This is a genomic window from Enterovibrio norvegicus DSM 15893 (assembly GCF_900115495.1).
In the GTDB taxonomy this organism is placed as follows: domain Bacteria; phylum Pseudomonadota; class Gammaproteobacteria; order Enterobacterales; family Vibrionaceae; genus Enterovibrio; species Enterovibrio norvegicus.
Genome location: NZ_FOWR01000001.1, coordinates 240,005 through 258,442, shown reverse-complemented (window position 1 = coordinate 258,442; position 18,438 = coordinate 240,005). Strand labels below are relative to the sequence as shown.

Here is an 18,438-nt window from a genome sequence, read left to right as displayed (position 1 = left end):
ACTTTTTCAACAGCTTTCCGAGCGATAACTCGCTCTTTTTGCAGGTAAACATTCATGCTTAAACGAGGAGTCTGTGCATCACGAAACAATCGACATAACCAAGGGTTGGATGACGGTATGCTTTAGGGATGGTACCTATGATAGAAAAGCCCAGTTTTTCCCACAGTAACACCGCAATGGCATTGGTAGAAACAACCGAATTAAATTGCATGGCTTCGAAGCCCAGCGCCACCGCTACCCTCAACGAATGCTCGCACAATTCACGCGCTACGCCTCGCCCTCTCGCATTTTCGCTGACCATGTAACCACAATTACAAATATGATCACTCGGCCCCATGGCATTGGGTTTGATGTAATACGTCCCTAATATTTCCCCCTCATTTTCATAAACAAACGATTTCGACGTCGAAGTCACCCACAGTGCATGGGCCTCTTCTTTCGTCATCTCAGGGGAAAACGCATAGGTTTCTTGGGATTGAATGACGCTTTCAAAAGTTGGCCAAAATGCGTCAAAGTCATCTTTGCTCATTTCTCTGATCATTTTAGTCTCCTAGCATTTGTCATTAATACAGCGTTACTGTTACTCATGGTTCGCTTGGCAAGACACACAACATCGCACTTCTGGTTTTACCGCCAGTCGCGCTGCCGCAATATCTTCACCACATTCCTCGCAGTAGCCATATTCGTCTTCATCAATACGACTTAGGGCTGCAATCACTTCCTTGAGTTGCAGTGCTGCGGCTCGGTAGTTCGATTTTGCGAGCTCTTGCTGTTGAATCGCATCGATGCGAGATACTCGTCCGATTGACTGCTGATCAAGTTCCACTGGGTCAGTTTGTGACTGAAGCAATACCAACTCATCCATCAAGGTTTGTTTTAGTATCGAAAGCGCTTCTTTGTGATTTGGCATTGTCATTCCTTTGCAATAGGCCATCTATCCAAACTAAGCCAAACAGTGGCACATGCAAATCGCCAACACAAAAGCGTGATCAACTTTCGCTTTGGCATCATTAATCGAGATGTTTGCTGGCGCAGCCGTTATAACCCAAAGGTGAGAAGCGAATTCAGTGAATGAGCCATTTGATGACATTTGGCAAAAAAAAGGCAATAAGAATGGATAACAACGCAGAGCATTTATTGCGTTTAATAAAAACGTACCTCTCCCATTTCGATGATGAGCACATCGTTCGTTTTCGCGCGGCATTACCAGACGAAAACCACATTAAAAGCCTGCCGCTCGAATCTCATTGGTTACCGGTTTCAGAACAGATTCAACATGTCGGCGCTACTGCCCCACAGACCAGTGCAATCGTTTCTTTTATCCAGATGCATGCAAACACATTCGCATGGCGTCAGCCATACAAAACGGGGCAATTACCCGACGAATTTTTAGAAGGCTCAGCATGGTTTCCCATTGCTGACCGACAAGGACCTTTAGTGTTCGATCAGGGTTTGGTAGAAATCATGCTGCTTGATCGAGGTGTCACATACCCGCGTCATCATCATGAACCCGAAGAAATGTACCTTGTACTTGGCGGTGACGTGTATTGGGAAGCGAATGGCATGGAAGGTTCACCTGCTTGGAAACGTGCAGGAGATTGCATTTATCACCCCTCGCAACAACCGCATCAATTGCAAGCAGGCGCAGACCCCGTTTTGATACTGAGCCTTTGGCGAGGTGGCGGATTTGAAATGCCAAACATTCATTGACCACTCAAAGACCAGTTCGGCGACTGAGCATTGATCGTTTCACTCATTATCGCGCTGCCCAGACGAACAGACGCTGGCTCTGATACTCAGCATCTCCTATGAGCACATCACTCCCCTAGCCTGATGCAGAGCTGTTGAGTGTTTGCACATAACTTGTCAGGTCTGAGCTTGCTTGCTGAGGCTCCATATGAACCCGATAGTGGTGGGTTTTAATCCCAGCCGCCTGAAAACGAATGGCAATTTCAGTTCGGATATCACTGGCAAGATTCCAAGCTCTCGACGGTGAATTCGTCCAACCCGCCACCCAACATTGGTAAGCATCTTTTTCAAGATCCATGACCCAAAAACCCGGAGGTTCTTGCGAGATAAAGTGCTTGCTACTCTGCACAGATTCGATCGCCAGTTGCCGAACACGCTCTAAATCATTGTCATAAGAGGTATAGAACTCAACATGCACCCAAATGTAGGGGTCGTTGTAGGTAAAACTTTCTAGCTCTAGAGACAGCATTTTGCTACTCGGAATGATCAAACGCTTCCAATTCCAGAGCTTGATAATCGTATGGTTCAGGCTAATGTCTTCCACCGTCCCATATTGGTTTTCAACCACAACGGTATCGCCAACTCTAATGGCCTTAGAAAGCGAAAGCACCACACCCGCAATGATATTTTCGATCACAGGTTTTGCCGCAAAGCCAAGCACAGTGGTGGACACTGCCACCACTAGTGACACCATCGCAGCTGGCATTGAATTGAGAAATGGAATTGACAGTGCCAGACCAAGCACGACAAAAATGAAGAAAAACGTGATCTTTCGGATAATAGAAAAGCGATCTTCAATTTTCTCTACCGCGGCATCGATCTCGCCAACCTGATTTTCTGATTTAGGGGCGGACGTTTGAACACTGTTGAAATTCTTTAGACGTCTAAGCCGTTTTTCTCTGTTCGATTTTGACTTTAATAGCGATGATGCCGCCCACCAGACAATAGCAATGCCAAGCACACTGACCGTTCCGAGGTAGATAGTTAAGTTATCTATCGCCATATCATTTCAATCCCTAAACATTGTTCACTTTGAATGGCCAAACCCTTACCGGATTCTCATAGAGCCACTTTCAGTGGCTTGAATCGATGTCTTTAATCGCATTTGAGAGAGCGATCTCAACTACCGAAAGTCCTATCTTTAGAGCCACACATTCCGAGCTATGAGCCGCGCTTGTTTATTCACTGCATGGTATGCGCGACCAAAGACAAAAACCAGCACAGTGTCGGACAACGATCACTTGATATCGAGATCACGACATTGAGACTGCTATTTCAGCCTATACCTCTGATTGTTCGATTAACTTTCTATCATCTTTGGCTGATCAAAACGGAATCCCCACCCCACGAATCATGCGTCTTTCGACGATTTTTCTCGATGCCACAGATAATGAATGCAAACACACTCCCGATAATATTTATCGATTCAGCGTTACCTCGGGACATACAGTGAAAATGACATTAAAACCCTATACCACTCTTCATTCTCAATCGCGCGGACAGACACAAAAAAGGCGTCGTTATTGATGTGACTAAAAATACTCTCGTCGTGGCGGATTTGAGATTCCGACAATGAGTCAGCATCTTGAATGTCTCACAATAGAAACTTTGCATGTAAAAAACCCGACTGATATTTTCGGGCGGATTGACCATCTTAGCGCTTATCTTCGGCGTTCTTACACAATACCTCCCCCCATAATGCCCACATCGTGCTTAATTATTTATTGTACAAATATCAACCACTGGTGTAAGTCTAAAACAAGCACGTAAAAAACGTTCTTATCAGTAGCGAGCTCAATTCAGCATCGCATTGATTCAAAAAGATGAAAATTAGGAGATTTTCTTACGACAAAAATTCGCTTCCTTTTCCCCTAAATTGGCGTCGAAGTGAAGCAAAGCTGAGAGGCAAAACAGCCATCTTGCTCATTTGGGTGAAATATCGACCCCGAATTTCACCACAAGCTGATGACTGGCGATGACTCTGTACACGTCAACGTTCGTCCGACAGGGCGGTATTTTGAGGAGAAAGGGGCATGAGTGACGTTGTGCTTAATTTTACGCTTGAAGAGTTCGGCGTCCGGCTGGCGAAAGTTCGTGCGGCCATGGAAACTCACGAAATCGATACCCTTATCGTCCACGACCCTTCCAACATGGCGTGGTTGACTGGTTACGACGGCTGGTCTTTTTACGTTCCGCAATGCGTGATTGTTGGCTCACAAGGCGAGCCGATTTGGTTTGGTCGCGCCATGGATGCCCGCGGTGCGCAGCGTACGGTCTACATGCATCGTGACAATGTCACGTTTTATCCTGACGTATATGTCATGAATCCCCATTGCCACCCCATGGAATACCTGTCCAACCATATTCTGAATGAACACCTTTGGGATCGCGGCAAAATCGGCATTGAGAAAGACAATTACTACTTCAGTGCAACCGCATTCGAATCGCTAAAAGATAACCTTCCCTATGCATCGTTTGTCGATGCGACATCGTTGGTTAATTGGTGTCGCGCAGAAAAATCAGACCAAGAGCTCACCTACATGCGCATCGCCGCGCGCATTGTCGAAAACATGCACCGCGTGGCTTACGAACTCATCGAGCCTGGCTTACCGAAACACATCTTGGTGGCAGAAATAAACAAGCAAGCGGTGCTTGGCCACGAACACCACTTTGGCGACTATGCTGCCATCGTGCCACTCCTGCCATCCGGCATTGACGCTGCTGCGCCTCATCTGACATGGGACGATAAACCGTTCGTCAAAGGTGAAGGCACGTTCATCGAAATTGCGGGCGCACATCGACGTTATCATTGCCCCCTTTCTCGCACCATTTACTTGGGCGAGCCCGGTGATGTTTTCAAGCGCGCAAATGAAGCGCTCAATGAAGGCTTAGAAGCGGGGCTGGCGGTTGCCCGCCCCGGGAATACTTGTGGCGATATCGCCGCAGCACTCAATGCCACCATGCAAAAATACGGTTTTGACCGAGAAGGCACCCGCTGCGGATACCCTATTGGTTTGAGTTACCCACCAGATTGGGGCGAACGCACCATGAGCCTTCGCGATTCCGATCAAACCGTCTTGAGAGAGGGCATGACGTTCCATTTCATGCCAGGACTTTGGATGGATGATTGGGGCATGGAAACCACAGAAAGCATTGTTATTACCAAATATGGCGCTGAAACCTTGTGTAATTTCCCACGCCAACTATTCGTTAAGCATTGAAGCGCGTAAACATTGTCGTACGAGATGCGAGATGCGAGATGCGAGATGCGAGATTAGAAACTAGAAACTAGAAACTAGAAACTAGAAACTAGAAACTAGAAACTAGAAACTCAGTATCTGGTGGGGACCGCTCTCAATCGAAACCCATTTGTGAGGAAAAAACGTCACCATGAACCCAGTTCTTCCTGCCAGTTCTGTAACCGCGACCGTCGATTTTGATCAAGATGGTATTCAGCACGGATTTCTGAAGCTGCCCTACTCTCACGACGGATCTGCATGGGGCGCAATCATGACGCCCCTATGCGTCGTCAAAAATGGTGAAGGTCCAACCGCGTTGCTCACAGGTGGAAACCACGGTGATGAATACGAAGGCATTACGGGGCTACTAAAACTTAGCCACCAGCTCAACCACAAAGACATTCAAGGCCGCGTTATCATCATCCCGATGATGAATCAGCCCGCGGTTGAAGGCGCGAGCCGCGTTTCTCCTATCGACAATGGCAACATGAACCGCGCTTTTCCCGGCCACCCCTACGGCACGATGACTGAACGTATGGCCGACTATTTCACTCGATATTTGATTCCATTGTGTGACACCGCATTGGACATTCATTCTGGCGGTAAAACCCTCGATATTCTTCCTTTTGCTGCAGCGCACCGCTTACCAGACAAAGCGCTTGAATCTCGCTGTTCAGACGGTGCTCGATTGTTTGGTGCACCTTACATGTTCTTTATGGAAGAAATAGACGCCACACAACTTTACGACACCGCCGTGGAAGACCAAGGGAAAGTGTTTGTCACAACGGAACTCAGGGGCGGCGGCACAACCACACCAGACACCATAGCTATGGTTGATCGCGGTATTCACAATTTCCTCGTGTTCAGCGGCGTCCTCAACCAAGCCTATATCCAACCCCCGTCAAACCCGATATCCCTCGAAATCCCAGATGCTGATTGCTACCTACATGCTGAGCATCGCGGTATCTTAGAGCTATCCGTCTCACTCGGTGATGAAATCAACAAAGGCGACCTTATAGCTCGCATCTATTCCATGGAACGCACCGGTGAAGCACCTATTGAATACCGTGCAAAACGCAGCGGTATCCTCGCCGCAAGACGCCACCTCGCGAACGTAAACATTGGTGATACGTTCGCAGTGCTTGCAGTGAAGATTTAGTCGTGAGAAACGAGATTTGAGTGGCGAGATGCTAGAAAGAATAGATACAAGAAAAGACCAAATAACGCCATATGTAATCAATAAAACAAACCTGCTTCCCTACGTCGATTCCAAGAAATTTAATTAAATAATTATTAAAATTAGTACGTTACTGCATAGGTTTTTGGCGTACTGTGAAATTTACCGATTTTGTCAACAAACCTGAGTTCAGTCAGTGTCCGTTCAATAACATTGCAAAAGAGAAAATCTAGTGGCTAGTGAGTCAAACGAAAAAAATCCATTGAGAGCGCGCGCTAACGAAATCAAAAATGCGCAATGTAAGAATCTCATTGTGGTTCTGGAAAACCCTAAGACACTCAAAAACATTGGGTCAGTGGTCAGAAACGTTAATGCCTTGGGCGCTGAAAAAGTTTATATCGTCGATGAAACAAACGTGTTGCCTCATGATTGGCAAGATATGCGGCATTGGAACCCATTGTCCAAGCCCTCGGCCTCCGCCATTAAATGGAGCTTCGTCAAACGTTTTGACTCAACTGGCGCATGTATTCAACATTTAGAACACAATCAGTTTGTTTCTATTGCCACATCCCCTCACGTGAAAGGGAAGGTAAACATCGATCTGAGTGAGGGTGATTTCACACAGAAACGACTCGCGGCTTGGTTCGGCAATGAGTCTAGAGGACTCAGTGAACAGGCTATCGAATCGAGCGATTTGTGTGTAAGCATACCCATGTTTGGCTTAATCGAGAGCCTAAACCTAGGCACATCAAGCGGGATTGTGCTTTATGAAATCACAAAACAACGCAGAGCATTTCAAGACCGAAAATTTGGTCGTAAATAGATAGTTTTCCCGAAAAATAACTAAGCATCTTACGCTTCTATTGAAATGGATATATAGATGGATCTTGTTGCAGAAATTAACGCAAGTTGGGGCTGGGTTGGCCTTAATGCGATTGAAGTCGTGGCAGAAAATGATTTTGGAAACCTCATTGTAAAAGATGATGAAAGTCGCTATTGGCGTATATTTCCTGAAGAACTCGCATGTGAAATAGTCGCGGCAAATCGGCAGGAACTCGATCTTCTATCGAATGATCAAGAGTTTCTCCAAGATTGGAACATGCGTGTTTTGGTCAGCGTGGCTAAAGAAGCACTCGGTGAATTAACGGAAAACAAAAAGTACTGCTTTGTCATTCCGGCTTCATTAGGTGGCGAATACAATGCATCGAATTTTAAAACGATCGCGCTCGTTGAGCTCATACGCTTCTCAGGCGATCTTGCACATCAAATCAAAGACTTGCCTCCAGGTTCAAAGATAAAGCTGAATGTAGAGTGACCCTTATTCGCACCTGAATGAACATCGCGTTGATTTCAAACAATACGCAACGCGAGGATATTCACAACATCCCACCTAACTCCCCCTTACGTCGGCGCCTCGTTCGAAATCGCTTTGGCGGTGTTTAACAGACTCGTTTTGGCAGCCTCGAACTGATGCTGCTTATCCATGATTTGTTCTGCGCCCGATATGTTAATAGCGGCGATGATCTTACCGAGATAATCCCTGATCGGCACGGCGATGGCCGTTGCGTTGTCAGAGCGTGAAAATGCGAAACCCTGTTTCTTCTCTGTCCCTATGAGGTGTTTGAGTTCCGGAAGCGTTTGGGGGTTGGGTTTTGCGTATACGTCCAATTGAATGTTTTGATAAACCGCACTCAATTCAATGTCGCTGAGTTGCTGCAGCAAGATGCGTCCCATCGCATTGGTATGACAGGGAAGCCTTGTTCCCAGTGGAATATTCACCGACAACCGTTGTGACGCTTGGGCGCGATAAATATACAACGTCTCTAACCCGTCTCTTACCGACAAATGACAAGAAATGCTGGTTTCATCCCTAAGCCGCTGTAAGTGAGGCGCAGCGACATCCACCAAGTTCTGCCCCGCAAGATAAGAGAAGCCACGAGACACAACTTGAGGGCCGATGGTATAGGCATTCCGTGCGACCTTTCGTAGATAGTTTTTATCAAGCAGGGTTTGAACAATGCGGTATATCGATGATTGGCTGACGCCGAGTCTCTCAGCAAAATCGTGAGTGCTGAGGATCCGGTGTTCCGCATCGTACATTTCGATGATTTCTAGCCCTCTCGCGAGCGATTGAACTTGGTAGTCTGCCTTGCTCATGTTTTTCCCGCCTGTAAATCGAATTTTCATATTTGAATAAAATATGTGGTTATTTCGCGTTAATGTCCATCTTGATTGTTAATTTTATGTAATTTCACATATTAAGGTGAACATATCGACAGCAATCAAACAGGACGAAACATGCCAGATTCAAAGGAATTCATTCTCAAAGCAACGTGTGATGCATCAAGCGGCATTCTCGCCGCCGTCACTTCCTACCTGGCGGGTTTGAGTTGCTACATCTCTGAACTGCATCAATTCGATGATGAAGAGAACCACAACTTTTTTATGCGCGCGGTCTGCCGCATTGAGTCTCCAGATGTGGATTTAGAGACCATCAAGGAAGGCTTTGAAGCGCAAGTCAGCCGATTCAACATGGATTGGCAATTCTTTGATGCCGACGCCCCTACACGTGTGTTGATCATGGTGAGCAAATTCGACCATTGCCTCAAAGATCTGTTATATCGCCACGAGAATGGCGAACTGCCAATGGAGATCACCGCCGTCGTTTCTAACCATAAAGATCTCAGACCTATGGTTGAGCGCGCAGGCATTCGTTTCATCTGGTTACCGATGAATGCGCAAAACAAGCCACGTCAAGAAGCTGCCCTTTTAGACGTCATTGCAGAGACACAAACCGATTTGGTGGTTCTCGCCCGCTATATGCAGATCCTGTCTGATGATCTGTGTAAGAAACTTCATGGCAAAGCCATCAACATTCACCATTCTTTTCTGCCAAGCTTTAAAGGGGCAAAGCCTTATCACCAAGCGCATGCTCGCGGTGTGAAACTGATTGGCGCCACGGCACACTACGTCACATCAGATCTCGATGAAGGGCCGATTATTCAGCAAAGTGTTCAGCCTGTTGGTCACACTTATTCGTCAGAAAGATTGGTTGCCGTTGGGCGCGATACCGAAACCATCGCCCTCGCACAAGCGGTTCGACTTCATCTAGAGCACCGCGTCTTTATGTACGGTAACAAAACCGTTGTATTCCAATAATCAACAGAGGTAACCATGCAAGAAAAGACGCCAGTAAAGGTTATCGATGGTCGGCAACTGTCCGATCTGTTAATTGAAGAAATGACGCAAGAAGTGAATGAACGAACACAAAAAGGGTTACCTCAACCGGGGCTAGCTGTTGTCTTGGTGGGCGAAGACCCAGCAAGTACCATTTATGTTCGTAACAAAATCCGATGCGCTGAAAAAGCGGGGCTGTTTTCACTGGTTATACGCCTCGATGCATCGTGCACACAACAAGCACTTGATGATGTGGTTGTGGAGCTTAACGAACGTGATGACATTCACGGCATTCTGGTGCAGCTCCCTTTACCCAAACATCTTTCTGAAGCACGCATCATTAATCTCATCGACCCAACCAAAGACGTTGACGGGTTTCATCCTGTCAACGTGGGCCTTCTCTCGTCCGGACAAGCCAAGCTTGTTCCCTGCACACCTCTAGGCTGTATGGAGATCCTTGAACGAGAAATGGGCGACGTGTCAGGAAAACATGCCGTTGTGATTGGGCGCTCGAACATCGTTGGAAAGCCAATGGCGAACCTATTGCTGCAAGCCAACTGTACCGTCAGCATTGTTCACTCTAAAACGATTGATGCTGCTGCACTTTGCCGACAAGCCGATATTTTGGTGGCTGCGGTTGGCGTGGCAGAACTCGTCGATCAGAGCTGGGTGAAACCAGGCGCAGTGGTGATTGATGTTGGCATCAATGCCACTGAAATTGATGGCAAACGAAAGCTGGTCGGTGATGTTAATTTTGCGGACGTCGCAGATAAATGTCGCGCAATCACCCCAGTACCGGGCGGGGTTGGCCCGATGACGATTGCCTGCTTGATCAAAAACACGCTAACGGCAGCAAAGCAGCTCGACATGTAAACCTTAAGTCGAACCGCAGAACAGTCTACATCAAGCAATCGGCGAGCTAAGCGGTCTACGTGCAAAACGGTCAACATACGAAACAATCAAAGAACCAAACAAGTTTTGTCCAAATAGCCATTAAACGGATTGTAACGAGGGAACGTACAGTGCCTTTTTCATTATTAAAATATGGTCTTACCAATGACTATCCCTTTGAGAACGACATGGACTTGCCCGTCCCTACCGATCTCAAACGCCACTATGATGTGGTCATCATTGGCGGTGGCGGACACGGCGTCGCAACAGCGTATTACCTCGCGAAGTATCACGGCATTACCAACGTGGCTATTTTGGAGAAGGGGTACCTCGGCGGCGGCAATACCGCGCGAAACACAGCCGTTATTCGCTCAAACTACCTGACATCAGAAGGTGTGAAGTTTTACAGCGAGTCCGTGAAGCTATTTCAAAACCTCTCGAACGAATTTGATTTCAACATCATGTATTCCTCTCGTGGGCAGCTAACACTGGCGCATACCGACGCCACGGTGCGATCTTTTCGACAACGCACCGAAGTAAACAAGCATTTTGGTGGACGCACTGAACTCATCGATCCCCAACAAATTCGAGAGCTTGTCCCTACCCTCAATATGAACCCGGCGGATCTTCCGATTCTGGCCGGCCTTTGGCACATGGATGGCGCGACCGCCAGGCATGATGCTGTGGCGTGGGGTTATGCAAAAGGCGCGACACAGCGTGGTGTTGAACTGCACCAACTTACCGAAGTAACCAACATCAACACCGAAAACGGAAAAGTGGTCTCGGTGGAGACCAACCGCGGAACGGTCGGTTGTGGCGCTGTGGTTCAGGCCGTCGCAGGACACAGCTCAATTGTTGCTGCCATGGCAGGCTTTAGAATGCCGCTCACCAGTTACCCACTGCAAGCCATGGTGACGACCCCCGTCAAACCTTTCCTTGATCCTCTTGTCAGTTCTTCTGCCCTTCATTGCTATGTGCAGCAAACGGGCCGAGGTGAAATTGTGTTCGGCGGTGGTTCAGATCCTTACCCGCTTTACAACACGCGCTCGACGCTTGATTTGAAAGAAAGCCTGATCGCCAGCGCGATAGAAATGTTCCCCTTCATGGCCAATTTCAAATTGCTACGCCAATGGGCAGGCACCACGGACATGACCAGCGATTACAGCCCTATTATGGGGTTGAGTCCCGTCGAGAATTACTACTTGGATGCTGGCTGGGGAACATGGGGCTTTAAAGCCACGCCAATCTGCGGCAAATCCATGGCACAACTTGTCGCGTCTGGCGGGAAAGTGCCTGATCTGATAGCACCGTTTTCGATGGACAGGTTCGATGCATTCCGACAAGTCAATGAAATGGGGGCCACGGCCGCGAGCCATTAGGAGTAGTGATATGAAGATAATGCCTTGTCCTTTAAACGGCCCAAGAAACATCAGTGAATTTGTCTACGGCGGCGAAGTGAAAGCCATGCCCGACCATAAAAACTGCTCTGATAAAGCGTGGGCGGAATATGTTTTCTATTCAGACAACACCATCAAAATCGTCAAAGAGTGGTGGTTTCATAGCGCCTCTGGCTATTGGTTTATTGCTGAAAGACACACCGCCTCAGATGAGATTATTCGAACCTATGATCCCAGTGAAATTTATAAAGAAAGAATCAATTTCGATGCCGATACGCACGAAGCTAATGCTAATGCTAATGCTAATGCTGTCGATGCTAAAAGCGGCGAAGGGAAAGGAGCACAATCATGATTGATAATAATCGATTGTCTCCGCCGATGGGCTCTTTGATTTCTCGCGACAACACCGTCAGCTTTGAGTTTGAAGGCAAGCACTACCTTGGATATGACGGCGACACCGTTGCCAGTGCCTTGATTGCAAACGACCAATGGCTGATGTCACGATCGTTCAAATATCACCGTCCTCGCGGGCCATTAACCATGGCAGGTCAAGATGCCAATACACTGGTTCAACTTCCCGATGAAGCCAATGTCCTAGCGGATCGCGTTGATATTTCAACAGCCCCCATGGTCATGGGCCAAAATTATAATGGCTCATTAGAAAACGATAAGGATGCCTTGCTCGAAAAAGTCGGACGGTTTATGCCGGTTGGCTTTTACTACCGTGCTTTTTATAAGCCAAAAGGTATTTGGGACAAATGGGAACCACTGATCCGTAAAAAAGCAGGATTGGGGAAAGCAAACCTCGACGTCGAACCCACCTACCATGACAAAGCGTATCTGTTCTGCGACGTAATGATTGTCGGCGCAGGCCCTGCCGGTTTGAACGCTGCAATTACTGCTGCACAAGGTGGTGCAGATGTGCTCCTCATCGATGAGAACAAACAGTTAGGTGGCGCACTCACCTATCACCGCTTCGATATCGACGGTGAAATAGCCGATGAAAAGCTTAACGCCCTTCGTTCAGCTGTCATTGACCATCCTAAGATCCGCGTATTGACGGACGCCGTTTGTAATGCATGGTTCACCGACAACTACCTGCCCGTTCTCACGGGCAATCGCATGTACAAAGTCCGCGCAAAGCAGTGCATTGTGGCATCAGGCGAATTTGAACAACACGTCGTTTTCCGAAACAACGACATCCCCGGCATTGTGCTCTGCAGCGCGGCAATGAGGCTCATGAAGCACTACGCCATCAAGCCGGGCAATAAATCCGTGGTATTAACGGGCAATGATGACGGTTACCTTGCCGCCATCGAACTGGCTCAACAAGGTGTAGAAGTCGTTTCGATCATCGATATGCGTAAAACCCAGCGATGTCCTGATCTGGTCAATGCAGCGCAGACACTCGGGATCCCTGTCGTATTAGGCGCGACAGTGTTCGAGGCGCAAGCGCGCAACAACCACCTTTCTGCTGTCGAGGTTCATTCTCTTGATGAGGATGGCAACGTCGCACAACGTGTTTCAACCGTTGAATGCGATCTTCTCTGTGTGTCATCGGGGTACATGCCAACTTATCAGTTGCTTTGTCAGGCAGGCGCGCAATTGACCTACAACGACACCTCCGCACGCTTTACACTCAAGAACCTACCGAACAATCTCCATATCGCAGGATCGGTAAATGGTATTCATGCACTTGGCAAAGTGTTGGCTGATGGCGAAAGCGCTGCGCAAACCTGTTTGGTCAATCTTGGGCTGTCAGATGTTCTTGGTGGCGTGATCACCTGTGACCAAAACACGAATTTTCCTTGGCCTATCTTCCCTCATCCTAAAGGGAAAGATTTTGTTGATTTCGATGAAGACCTTCAATCCAAAGACATCATCAATGCAACGCGTTTAGGCTATCGTGACATTCAACTCGTCAAACGCTTTTCTACCGTGGGCATGGGGCCCTCTCAAGGCCGCCATTCCGCGCTCGCCACTGCACGTTTGGTGGCAGAGTCCACAGAGAGAACCGTCAGTGAAACAGGCGTAACCACAGCTCGTCCGCCTTTCATTCCTGAAAAGCTCGCTTATCTAGCAGGAAGAATTTTCAATCCTGAACGTCTCACACCGATGCATGCAAGGCATGAAGAACTCGGCGCACAATTCATGCCCGCAGGCGCATGGCGTCGACCAGCTTATTATGGTGAGCCCAGTAATCGTCATGCACTAATCCAAGATGAAGCGTTAGCGGTTCGACAAAATGTCGGCATCATTGATGTCAGCACGCTTGGTGGCATTGAAGTGTATGGCCCTGATACACCCGAATTTCTCAATCGTATGTACACCTTTGCATTTGTTAAACAGCCCGTGGGAAAAACACGTTACGCGGTGCTGACCAATGAGCAAGGCGTGGTCGTTGACGATGGCGTGGCGTGCCGTATTGCAGAAGATCATTACTACGTCACAGCGACCACCAGCGGTGTTGATGCGGTTTACCGTGAAATGAAAAAGTGGAACGCACAATGGCAATTAGACGTTGATATTGCTAACGTGACGTCTGCATTTTCTGCGGTCAATGTTGCTGGCCCTCTCGCACGAAAAGTACTTGAAAAAGTCTGTTCAGATGTGGATTTCGCACCCGATGCATTCCCGTATCTCTTCTATCGAGAAGGACACATTGATGGTATGCCCGTTCGCCTAGCGCGCGTGGGGTTTGTTGGCGAACTTGGCTACGAGATCCACATGCCAACCCTGTTCGCACTGAAAATTTGGGACTTGCTAATGTCTGCAGGTGAAGAATTTGACATGCGCCCGTTCGGTGTCGAAGCACAGCGTCTACTTCGCTTAGAAAAAGGCCATATCATTGTCGGACAAGATACCGACGGCATGTCGCACCCTGGTGAATTGTCATTGGGATGGGCAATAGCAAAAGCCAAACCTTTTTATGTGGGTTCACGTTCTGTCGATATTGTCATGCGTCGAGAACAAACGCGAAAATTGGTGGGTTTTAAGCTGGATAAATCATCTGCAAAACCCGAAGAAGGCCATTTGGTGTTAGACAAAGCCGGTCACGATTCTACTATCACGGGCAATGTCACCTCCTGTGATTTTTCCTCGACGCTGGATGCTTACATTGGTCTCGCCTTTGTCGGTATCAATCAACAAGAACCCGGCACACTGTTCCCAATACGTATCGATGGTAAGGAAGTGTGGCCAGAAGTTGTGTCTCTGCCCTTCTATGATCCAGATGGCGCACGCCAGGAGGTCATTTAGTATGTTTTCATTTTTAATCAGTGCTCAACCAGAGCAAAGAGACAGCTGCATTGATCAAAATCAGCCGTTGTCTTCCATCTCCTTCTACGATGCGACCATCACAAATCGCATTGGATTCAGAGGAGAGCAAACTGCGTCATTTTTGACCGACCACCACATTGCGCTGCCTTCTAAACCAAACCAAGCAACGGAAATGGACAACGGCTTGTGGGTGTTAAGGCTTGGCTTCACCGAGTATTGGATCATTGATGTTAAGGACCAACATACCGATCTCATGCTCAGCATGGAAAAGTCAGCAACGAGCAATCAACAAGTGACGCGTTTATATTGCCAACACAGTTCAGCGATGTTTGTTCTGACTGGCGATAAATGCCCACAACTGTTTGCCAAAGTCTGTGCCGTGGACCTCCAACCAGACGCATTTCCATCAGGGCATATCGCACAAACATCGGTAGCGCGTGTCTCATCTGTCGTGGTCAACGCATCTAATACCGATCTCAAGCAAACTCGCTTTCTGATCCTGAGTGATATTTCTAGTGCTGCGTATTTATGGGACGCGTTGGCTGATGCAGCTCACGAGTTTCAATAGAGCATAAAAAAGCGCTCTCCCGCAGTCGTTTTACCTGCAATCGCTTTACCTGCAAGACTAAAACACATTGAAGGCCCATTTAGGGATTGAATGGGCTAACCAATGGACACGAGATCGGGATTTTTGCTCTCAATGCAAACCACTGAGTGCAAAGCTCCTGATTTGAGTGACAAATTCTAAAGGAGTATGTATGCCAACCATCACCATTTCGGAGATCCAAGAGGTTTGTAAAACCGCATTGGAAAAGCACGGTGCTTTACCTTGGATAGCAGAATCTGTCGCACTTGCCGTCGCAAAAAACGAATCCCGACAGAATCGAATTTGTGGGCTTTATTATCTGCAAAGTTATTGCGAGCAACTGGTATCAGGTCGTGTTTCTAAAGACGCGGAACCTGTAATTTCAACGCCAAAACCTGGCGTGGTTCAAGTCGATGCGAAATTTGGTTTTGCGCAATCAGCGTTTGTTCGTGCATTTCCGACTGTCATGGACGCCGCTAAAGATAACGGTATTGCCGCGCTCGCCATTGGCCACAGCCACACGTGCACATCATTAGGCTACTTCACCGAGCAAATTGCTCGCCGGGGTTTTATCGCCATAGGGTTTACCAATTCCTCCCCCATCGTTGCCCCTCCCGGAGGGAAAATTCGCACCATCGGCACCAACCCAGTTGCTTTCTCTGTACCAGACGGCGATGGTGGCATTGCAATGCAGTTTGACCAATCCACCACGGTAGTCGCTCTGGGTAAAATCACCATGGCGAAAGAAGCGGGGGAAAGTATTCCTGAAGGCTGGGCACTGGATGAAGATGGCAACCCTACCACTGACCCACATAAAGCCTTAGCCGGTTCTTTGGTATCCGCTGGCGGATATAAAGGCTGGGGATTTGGATTGATGGCAGAATTGCTTACTGCAGGTCTCACGGGCGGTATTGCATCTCAGTTCGTTAAGCCGTTAAAAGCAACCAACGGCGACCCCCACGATCTCGGCCAGTATTTTCTGGTGATTGATCCCGCAAATTCTGACACCTTCTATGAACGCTGCCAGCAAGTGTCAGATCTGGTTTCACAAGACGAAGGCACCCGATTGCCGGGCCAATATATCAATGAGCTGACTGAGGTTGATGTGCCTGATTCTTTATGGCACTTGGCACTGAGTCTGTCCGAAGGCCCTAAATAGCGCCGTTTTGTAGAAAAACTCCCCTGAACAAGACCCCAGCATCTCCAATGGGGTTCTTGTCTTTACCCCGAGATATTCCGCTTCCAGAAAAAAACACAACTTCCCTCAGCCTATTCAGAAAAAACACCAACCCTCCCCCTGTTGAACAGAAAACAAACGCGCCTAACCAGACGTACAGTTAATGAAAGCAAGATCGTATGTTTTCATTGGGAGGCGCTCATGGGTGCAGTCAATCTTCATCATCACGATTCAAAAGCCAATAACGCCGTCCTGTCGGTATTGGATGACACGCGTCTGTTTCGACAGCTCGCATACATCAATGGCAAGTGGGTCGCGGGGAACAAAGACACCGCCGTGGTTAACCCTGCCGATGACAAAGTGCTCGGCTATGTGACTGACCTGAAAAAGTCGCAGATCGATAACGCCGTTAACGCAGCGAATCGCGCCTTTCCTGCGTGGCGAGCATTGTCTGCAGAACAGCGCGCTGAGCGTTTAATGGCATGGAACGACCTGATCCTTGAAAACAAAGAAGACCTATCAAAACTGATGGTGCTTGAACAAGGAAAAACGCTCAACGAAGCGCGCGGAGAAATCGACTACGGCGCATCTTTCATTCGCTGGTTTGCAGAAGAGGCTCGTCGTGCATATGGCGAAACCATGCCAAGCCATATTCCTAACGCGCAACTCGCCACACTTCGAGAACCGATTGGTGTCGCCGCACTGATTACGCCATGGAATTTCCCCAATGCCATGATCACGCGTAAAGCGGCTGCGGCATTAGCCATTGGCTGCACCGTAATAGTGAAACCCGCCAACGAAACGCCTTTTTCAGCGCTCGCGCTGGCAGAACTCGCTGAACGCGCTGGCATTCCTGCGGGCGTGTTTAACATGGTTACCGGTGATCCTGAAATGATATCGGCGGTTTTGTGTAACGCCGACGCAGTAAAAGCGCTGTCTTTTACGGGTTCTACGCGCGTTGGAAAAATCCTACTCGAACAATGTGCCAGCACAGTAAAAAAATGCTCGATGGAGCTTGGCGGAAATGCACCCTTTATCGTGCTTCCAGACATGGACATCAAAGAAGCCGCCAAAGCCGCCGTAGATGCCAAGTTTCAAACGTCAGGACAAGACTGTTTGGCCGCAAACCGTATCTTTATCCCCCGTGACAAATACGCCGAATTTACCGATGCCTTCGCCAATGAGATGCAATCTCTCACCGTGGGAAATGGCATGAATGCCACGACTGACATTGGCCCATTAATCAATCGAAAAGCCGTCGAAAAGGCACAAATGCTCGTCGATGATGCGCTCGAAAAAGGCGCAACCATGATTGCCGGTAACCAGAAAAAAACCGCAGGGAAGAACTTCTTTCACCCCGTCATGCTCACCAATGTCACGCCAGACATGGCGGTGTATCGCGAAGAGAATTTTTGCCCCGTTGCGGGCGTGTTGCCTTACGACAACCTAGACGATCTACTCATCGCGGCCAACGACACAGAGTACGGCCTCGCCGCCTATGTCTATGGCCATGACATTCGTGACATTTGGAAACTGATGCGCGGTTTAGAGTTTGGCATGGTCAGTGTCAACAGCGTGAAAATGACCGGTCACCCCATCCCTTTCGGCGGCATGAAGCAATCCGGCCTTGGCCGAGAAGGCAGTCGACACGGCTTCGACGAGTACAGCGAAATCAAATACTACTGCCTCGGCGGACTCGACACCGCCAGTGGCTGCTAAATCCAATCTGAACCTATTTAACGATTAAACGTTGAAGGCCAGTTAAG

At 48.2% G+C, this 18,438-nt stretch carries 17 protein-coding genes; 13 read left to right on the top strand and 4 right to left on the bottom strand.

What is annotated here, in order from left to right:
* Positions 1-58: 58 nt before the first annotated feature.
* Positions 59-541 (bottom strand): GNAT family N-acetyltransferase, encoded by a 483-nt coding sequence (locus tag BM082_RS01105; protein WP_017015905.1) that lies wholly within the window; start codon positions 539-541, stop codon positions 59-61.
* 39 nt (positions 542-580) lie between these two features.
* Complete coding sequence (locus tag BM082_RS01100; protein ID WP_017015904.1) at positions 581-910, bottom strand: TraR/DksA family transcriptional regulator; 330 nt, start codon at positions 908-910, stop codon at positions 581-583.
* A 203-nt stretch (positions 911-1,113) separates the two neighbouring features.
* On the opposite strand from BM082_RS01100, the gene BM082_RS01095 reads away from it, so the two are divergent.
* Positions 1,114-1,710, top strand: coding sequence for a dimethylsulfonioproprionate lyase family protein (locus BM082_RS01095; protein WP_074924939.1), 597 nt, complete (start codon positions 1,114-1,116; stop codon positions 1,708-1,710).
* A 115-nt stretch (positions 1,711-1,825) separates the two neighbouring features.
* On the opposite strand, the gene BM082_RS01090 is transcribed toward BM082_RS01095, so the two are convergent.
* Positions 1,826-2,752: a mechanosensitive ion channel family protein gene (locus BM082_RS01090; protein ID WP_074924938.1), complete on the bottom strand. Its 927-nt coding sequence runs from the start codon at positions 2,750-2,752 to the stop codon at positions 1,826-1,828.
* Positions 2,753-3,782: 1,030 nt separating this feature from the next.
* Here BM082_RS01090 and BM082_RS01085 point away from each other — a divergent pair.
* The 4 genes from BM082_RS01085 (at position 3,783) to BM082_RS01070 (ending at position 7,480) form a co-directional block, all read left to right on the top strand.
* Positions 3,783-4,970 (top strand): M24 family metallopeptidase, encoded by a 1,188-nt coding sequence (locus BM082_RS01085; protein ID WP_017009780.1) that lies wholly within the window; start codon positions 3,783-3,785, stop codon positions 4,968-4,970.
* Between the two features lie 169 nt (positions 4,971-5,139).
* Positions 5,140-6,147, top strand: a complete 1,008-nt coding sequence (doeB, locus tag BM082_RS01080) for a N(2)-acetyl-L-2,4-diaminobutanoate deacetylase DoeB (protein ID WP_074924937.1) — start codon at positions 5,140-5,142, stop codon at positions 6,145-6,147.
* Positions 6,148-6,397: 250 nt separating this feature from the next.
* Positions 6,398-6,988 (top strand): TrmH family RNA methyltransferase, encoded by a 591-nt coding sequence (locus BM082_RS01075; RefSeq protein ID WP_074924936.1) that lies wholly within the window; start codon positions 6,398-6,400, stop codon positions 6,986-6,988.
* Between the two features lie 57 nt (positions 6,989-7,045).
* Complete coding sequence (locus BM082_RS01070; RefSeq protein WP_074924935.1) at positions 7,046-7,480, top strand: T6SS immunity protein Tdi1 domain-containing protein; 435 nt, start codon at positions 7,046-7,048, stop codon at positions 7,478-7,480.
* 86 nt (positions 7,481-7,566) lie between these two features.
* On the opposite strand, the gene BM082_RS01065 is transcribed toward BM082_RS01070, so the two are convergent.
* Positions 7,567-8,322, bottom strand: a complete 756-nt coding sequence (locus BM082_RS01065) for an IclR family transcriptional regulator (RefSeq protein ID WP_017015902.1) — start codon at positions 8,320-8,322, stop codon at positions 7,567-7,569.
* A gap of 141 nt (positions 8,323-8,463) precedes the next feature.
* Between BM082_RS01065 and purU the strand changes: the two genes are divergently transcribed.
* The 8 genes from purU to BM082_RS01025 all read left to right on the top strand — a co-directional run bounded on the left by purU (position 8,464) and on the right by BM082_RS01025 (position 18,391).
* Positions 8,464-9,324, top strand: a complete 861-nt coding sequence (purU, locus tag BM082_RS01060) for a formyltetrahydrofolate deformylase (RefSeq protein ID WP_017009777.1) — start codon at positions 8,464-8,466, stop codon at positions 9,322-9,324.
* A 15-nt stretch (positions 9,325-9,339) separates the two neighbouring features.
* Positions 9,340-10,215 carry a bifunctional 5,10-methylenetetrahydrofolate dehydrogenase/5,10-methenyltetrahydrofolate cyclohydrolase gene (locus BM082_RS01055; RefSeq protein ID WP_074924934.1) on the top strand — a complete coding sequence of 292 codons (876 nt, stop codon included), beginning with the start codon at positions 9,340-9,342 and terminating at the stop codon, positions 10,213-10,215.
* A 149-nt stretch (positions 10,216-10,364) separates the two neighbouring features.
* Positions 10,365-11,612 (top strand): FAD-dependent oxidoreductase, encoded by a 1,248-nt coding sequence (locus BM082_RS01050; RefSeq protein WP_017015901.1) that lies wholly within the window; start codon positions 10,365-10,367, stop codon positions 11,610-11,612.
* A 10-nt stretch (positions 11,613-11,622) separates the two neighbouring features.
* The gene (locus tag BM082_RS01045) at positions 11,623-11,982 is read left to right on the top strand and encodes a sarcosine oxidase subunit delta (protein ID WP_017009774.1); all 360 of its coding nucleotides are present in this window, start codon (positions 11,623-11,625) and stop codon (positions 11,980-11,982) included.
* Positions 11,979-14,888 (top strand): FAD-dependent oxidoreductase, encoded by a 2,910-nt coding sequence (locus BM082_RS01040; protein ID WP_074924933.1) that lies wholly within the window; start codon positions 11,979-11,981, stop codon positions 14,886-14,888. The genes BM082_RS01045 and BM082_RS01040 overlap by 4 nt, the downstream gene beginning before the upstream one ends.
* A gap of 1 nt (position 14,889) precedes the next feature.
* Positions 14,890-15,477, top strand: coding sequence for an aminomethyltransferase family protein (locus tag BM082_RS01035; protein ID WP_017009772.1), 588 nt, complete (start codon positions 14,890-14,892; stop codon positions 15,475-15,477).
* Between the two features lie 190 nt (positions 15,478-15,667).
* Entirely contained in the window at positions 15,668-16,654 is a 987-nt protein-coding gene (locus tag BM082_RS01030; protein WP_074924932.1) for an Ldh family oxidoreductase, read from the top strand.
* A gap of 219 nt (positions 16,655-16,873) precedes the next feature.
* Complete coding sequence (locus BM082_RS01025; RefSeq protein WP_074924931.1) at positions 16,874-18,391, top strand: NAD-dependent succinate-semialdehyde dehydrogenase; 1,518 nt, start codon at positions 16,874-16,876, stop codon at positions 18,389-18,391.
* Positions 18,392-18,438: the final 47 nt, after the last annotated feature.

Bases quoted from the DNA above. Each gene is read 5' to 3' on its own strand.
- purU (WP_017009777.1), top strand. From the start codon at position 8,464: ATGCCAGATTCAAAGGAATTCATTCTCAAAGCAACGTGTGATGCATCA.
- BM082_RS01070 (WP_074924935.1), top strand. From the start codon at position 7,046: ATGGATCTTGTTGCAGAAATTAACGCAAGTTGGGGCTGGGTTGGCCTT.
- BM082_RS01095 (WP_074924939.1), top strand. From the start codon at position 1,114: ATGGATAACAACGCAGAGCATTTATTGCGTTTAATAAAAACGTACCTC.
- BM082_RS01090 (WP_074924938.1), bottom strand. From the start codon at position 2,752: ATGGCGATAGATAACTTAACTATCTACCTCGGAACGGTCAGTGTGCTT.
- BM082_RS01100 (WP_017015904.1), bottom strand. From the start codon at position 910: ATGCCAAATCACAAAGAAGCGCTTTCGATACTAAAACAAACCTTGATG.
- BM082_RS01035 (WP_017009772.1), top strand. From the start codon at position 14,890: ATGTTTTCATTTTTAATCAGTGCTCAACCAGAGCAAAGAGACAGCTGC.
- BM082_RS01105 (WP_017015905.1), bottom strand. From the start codon at position 541: ATGATCAGAGAAATGAGCAAAGATGACTTTGACGCATTTTGGCCAACT.
- BM082_RS01040 (WP_074924933.1), top strand. From the start codon at position 11,979: ATGATTGATAATAATCGATTGTCTCCGCCGATGGGCTCTTTGATTTCT.
- BM082_RS01045 (WP_017009774.1), top strand. From the start codon at position 11,623: ATGAAGATAATGCCTTGTCCTTTAAACGGCCCAAGAAACATCAGTGAA.
- BM082_RS01065 (WP_017015902.1), bottom strand. From the start codon at position 8,322: ATGAGCAAGGCAGACTACCAAGTTCAATCGCTCGCGAGAGGGCTAGAA.
- BM082_RS01055 (WP_074924934.1), top strand. From the start codon at position 9,340: ATGCAAGAAAAGACGCCAGTAAAGGTTATCGATGGTCGGCAACTGTCC.
- BM082_RS01025 (WP_074924931.1), top strand. From the start codon at position 16,874: ATGGGTGCAGTCAATCTTCATCATCACGATTCAAAAGCCAATAACGCC.
- BM082_RS01030 (WP_074924932.1), top strand. From the start codon at position 15,668: ATGCCAACCATCACCATTTCGGAGATCCAAGAGGTTTGTAAAACCGCA.
- BM082_RS01085 (WP_017009780.1), top strand. From the start codon at position 3,783: ATGAGTGACGTTGTGCTTAATTTTACGCTTGAAGAGTTCGGCGTCCGG.
- doeB (WP_074924937.1), top strand. From the start codon at position 5,140: ATGAACCCAGTTCTTCCTGCCAGTTCTGTAACCGCGACCGTCGATTTT.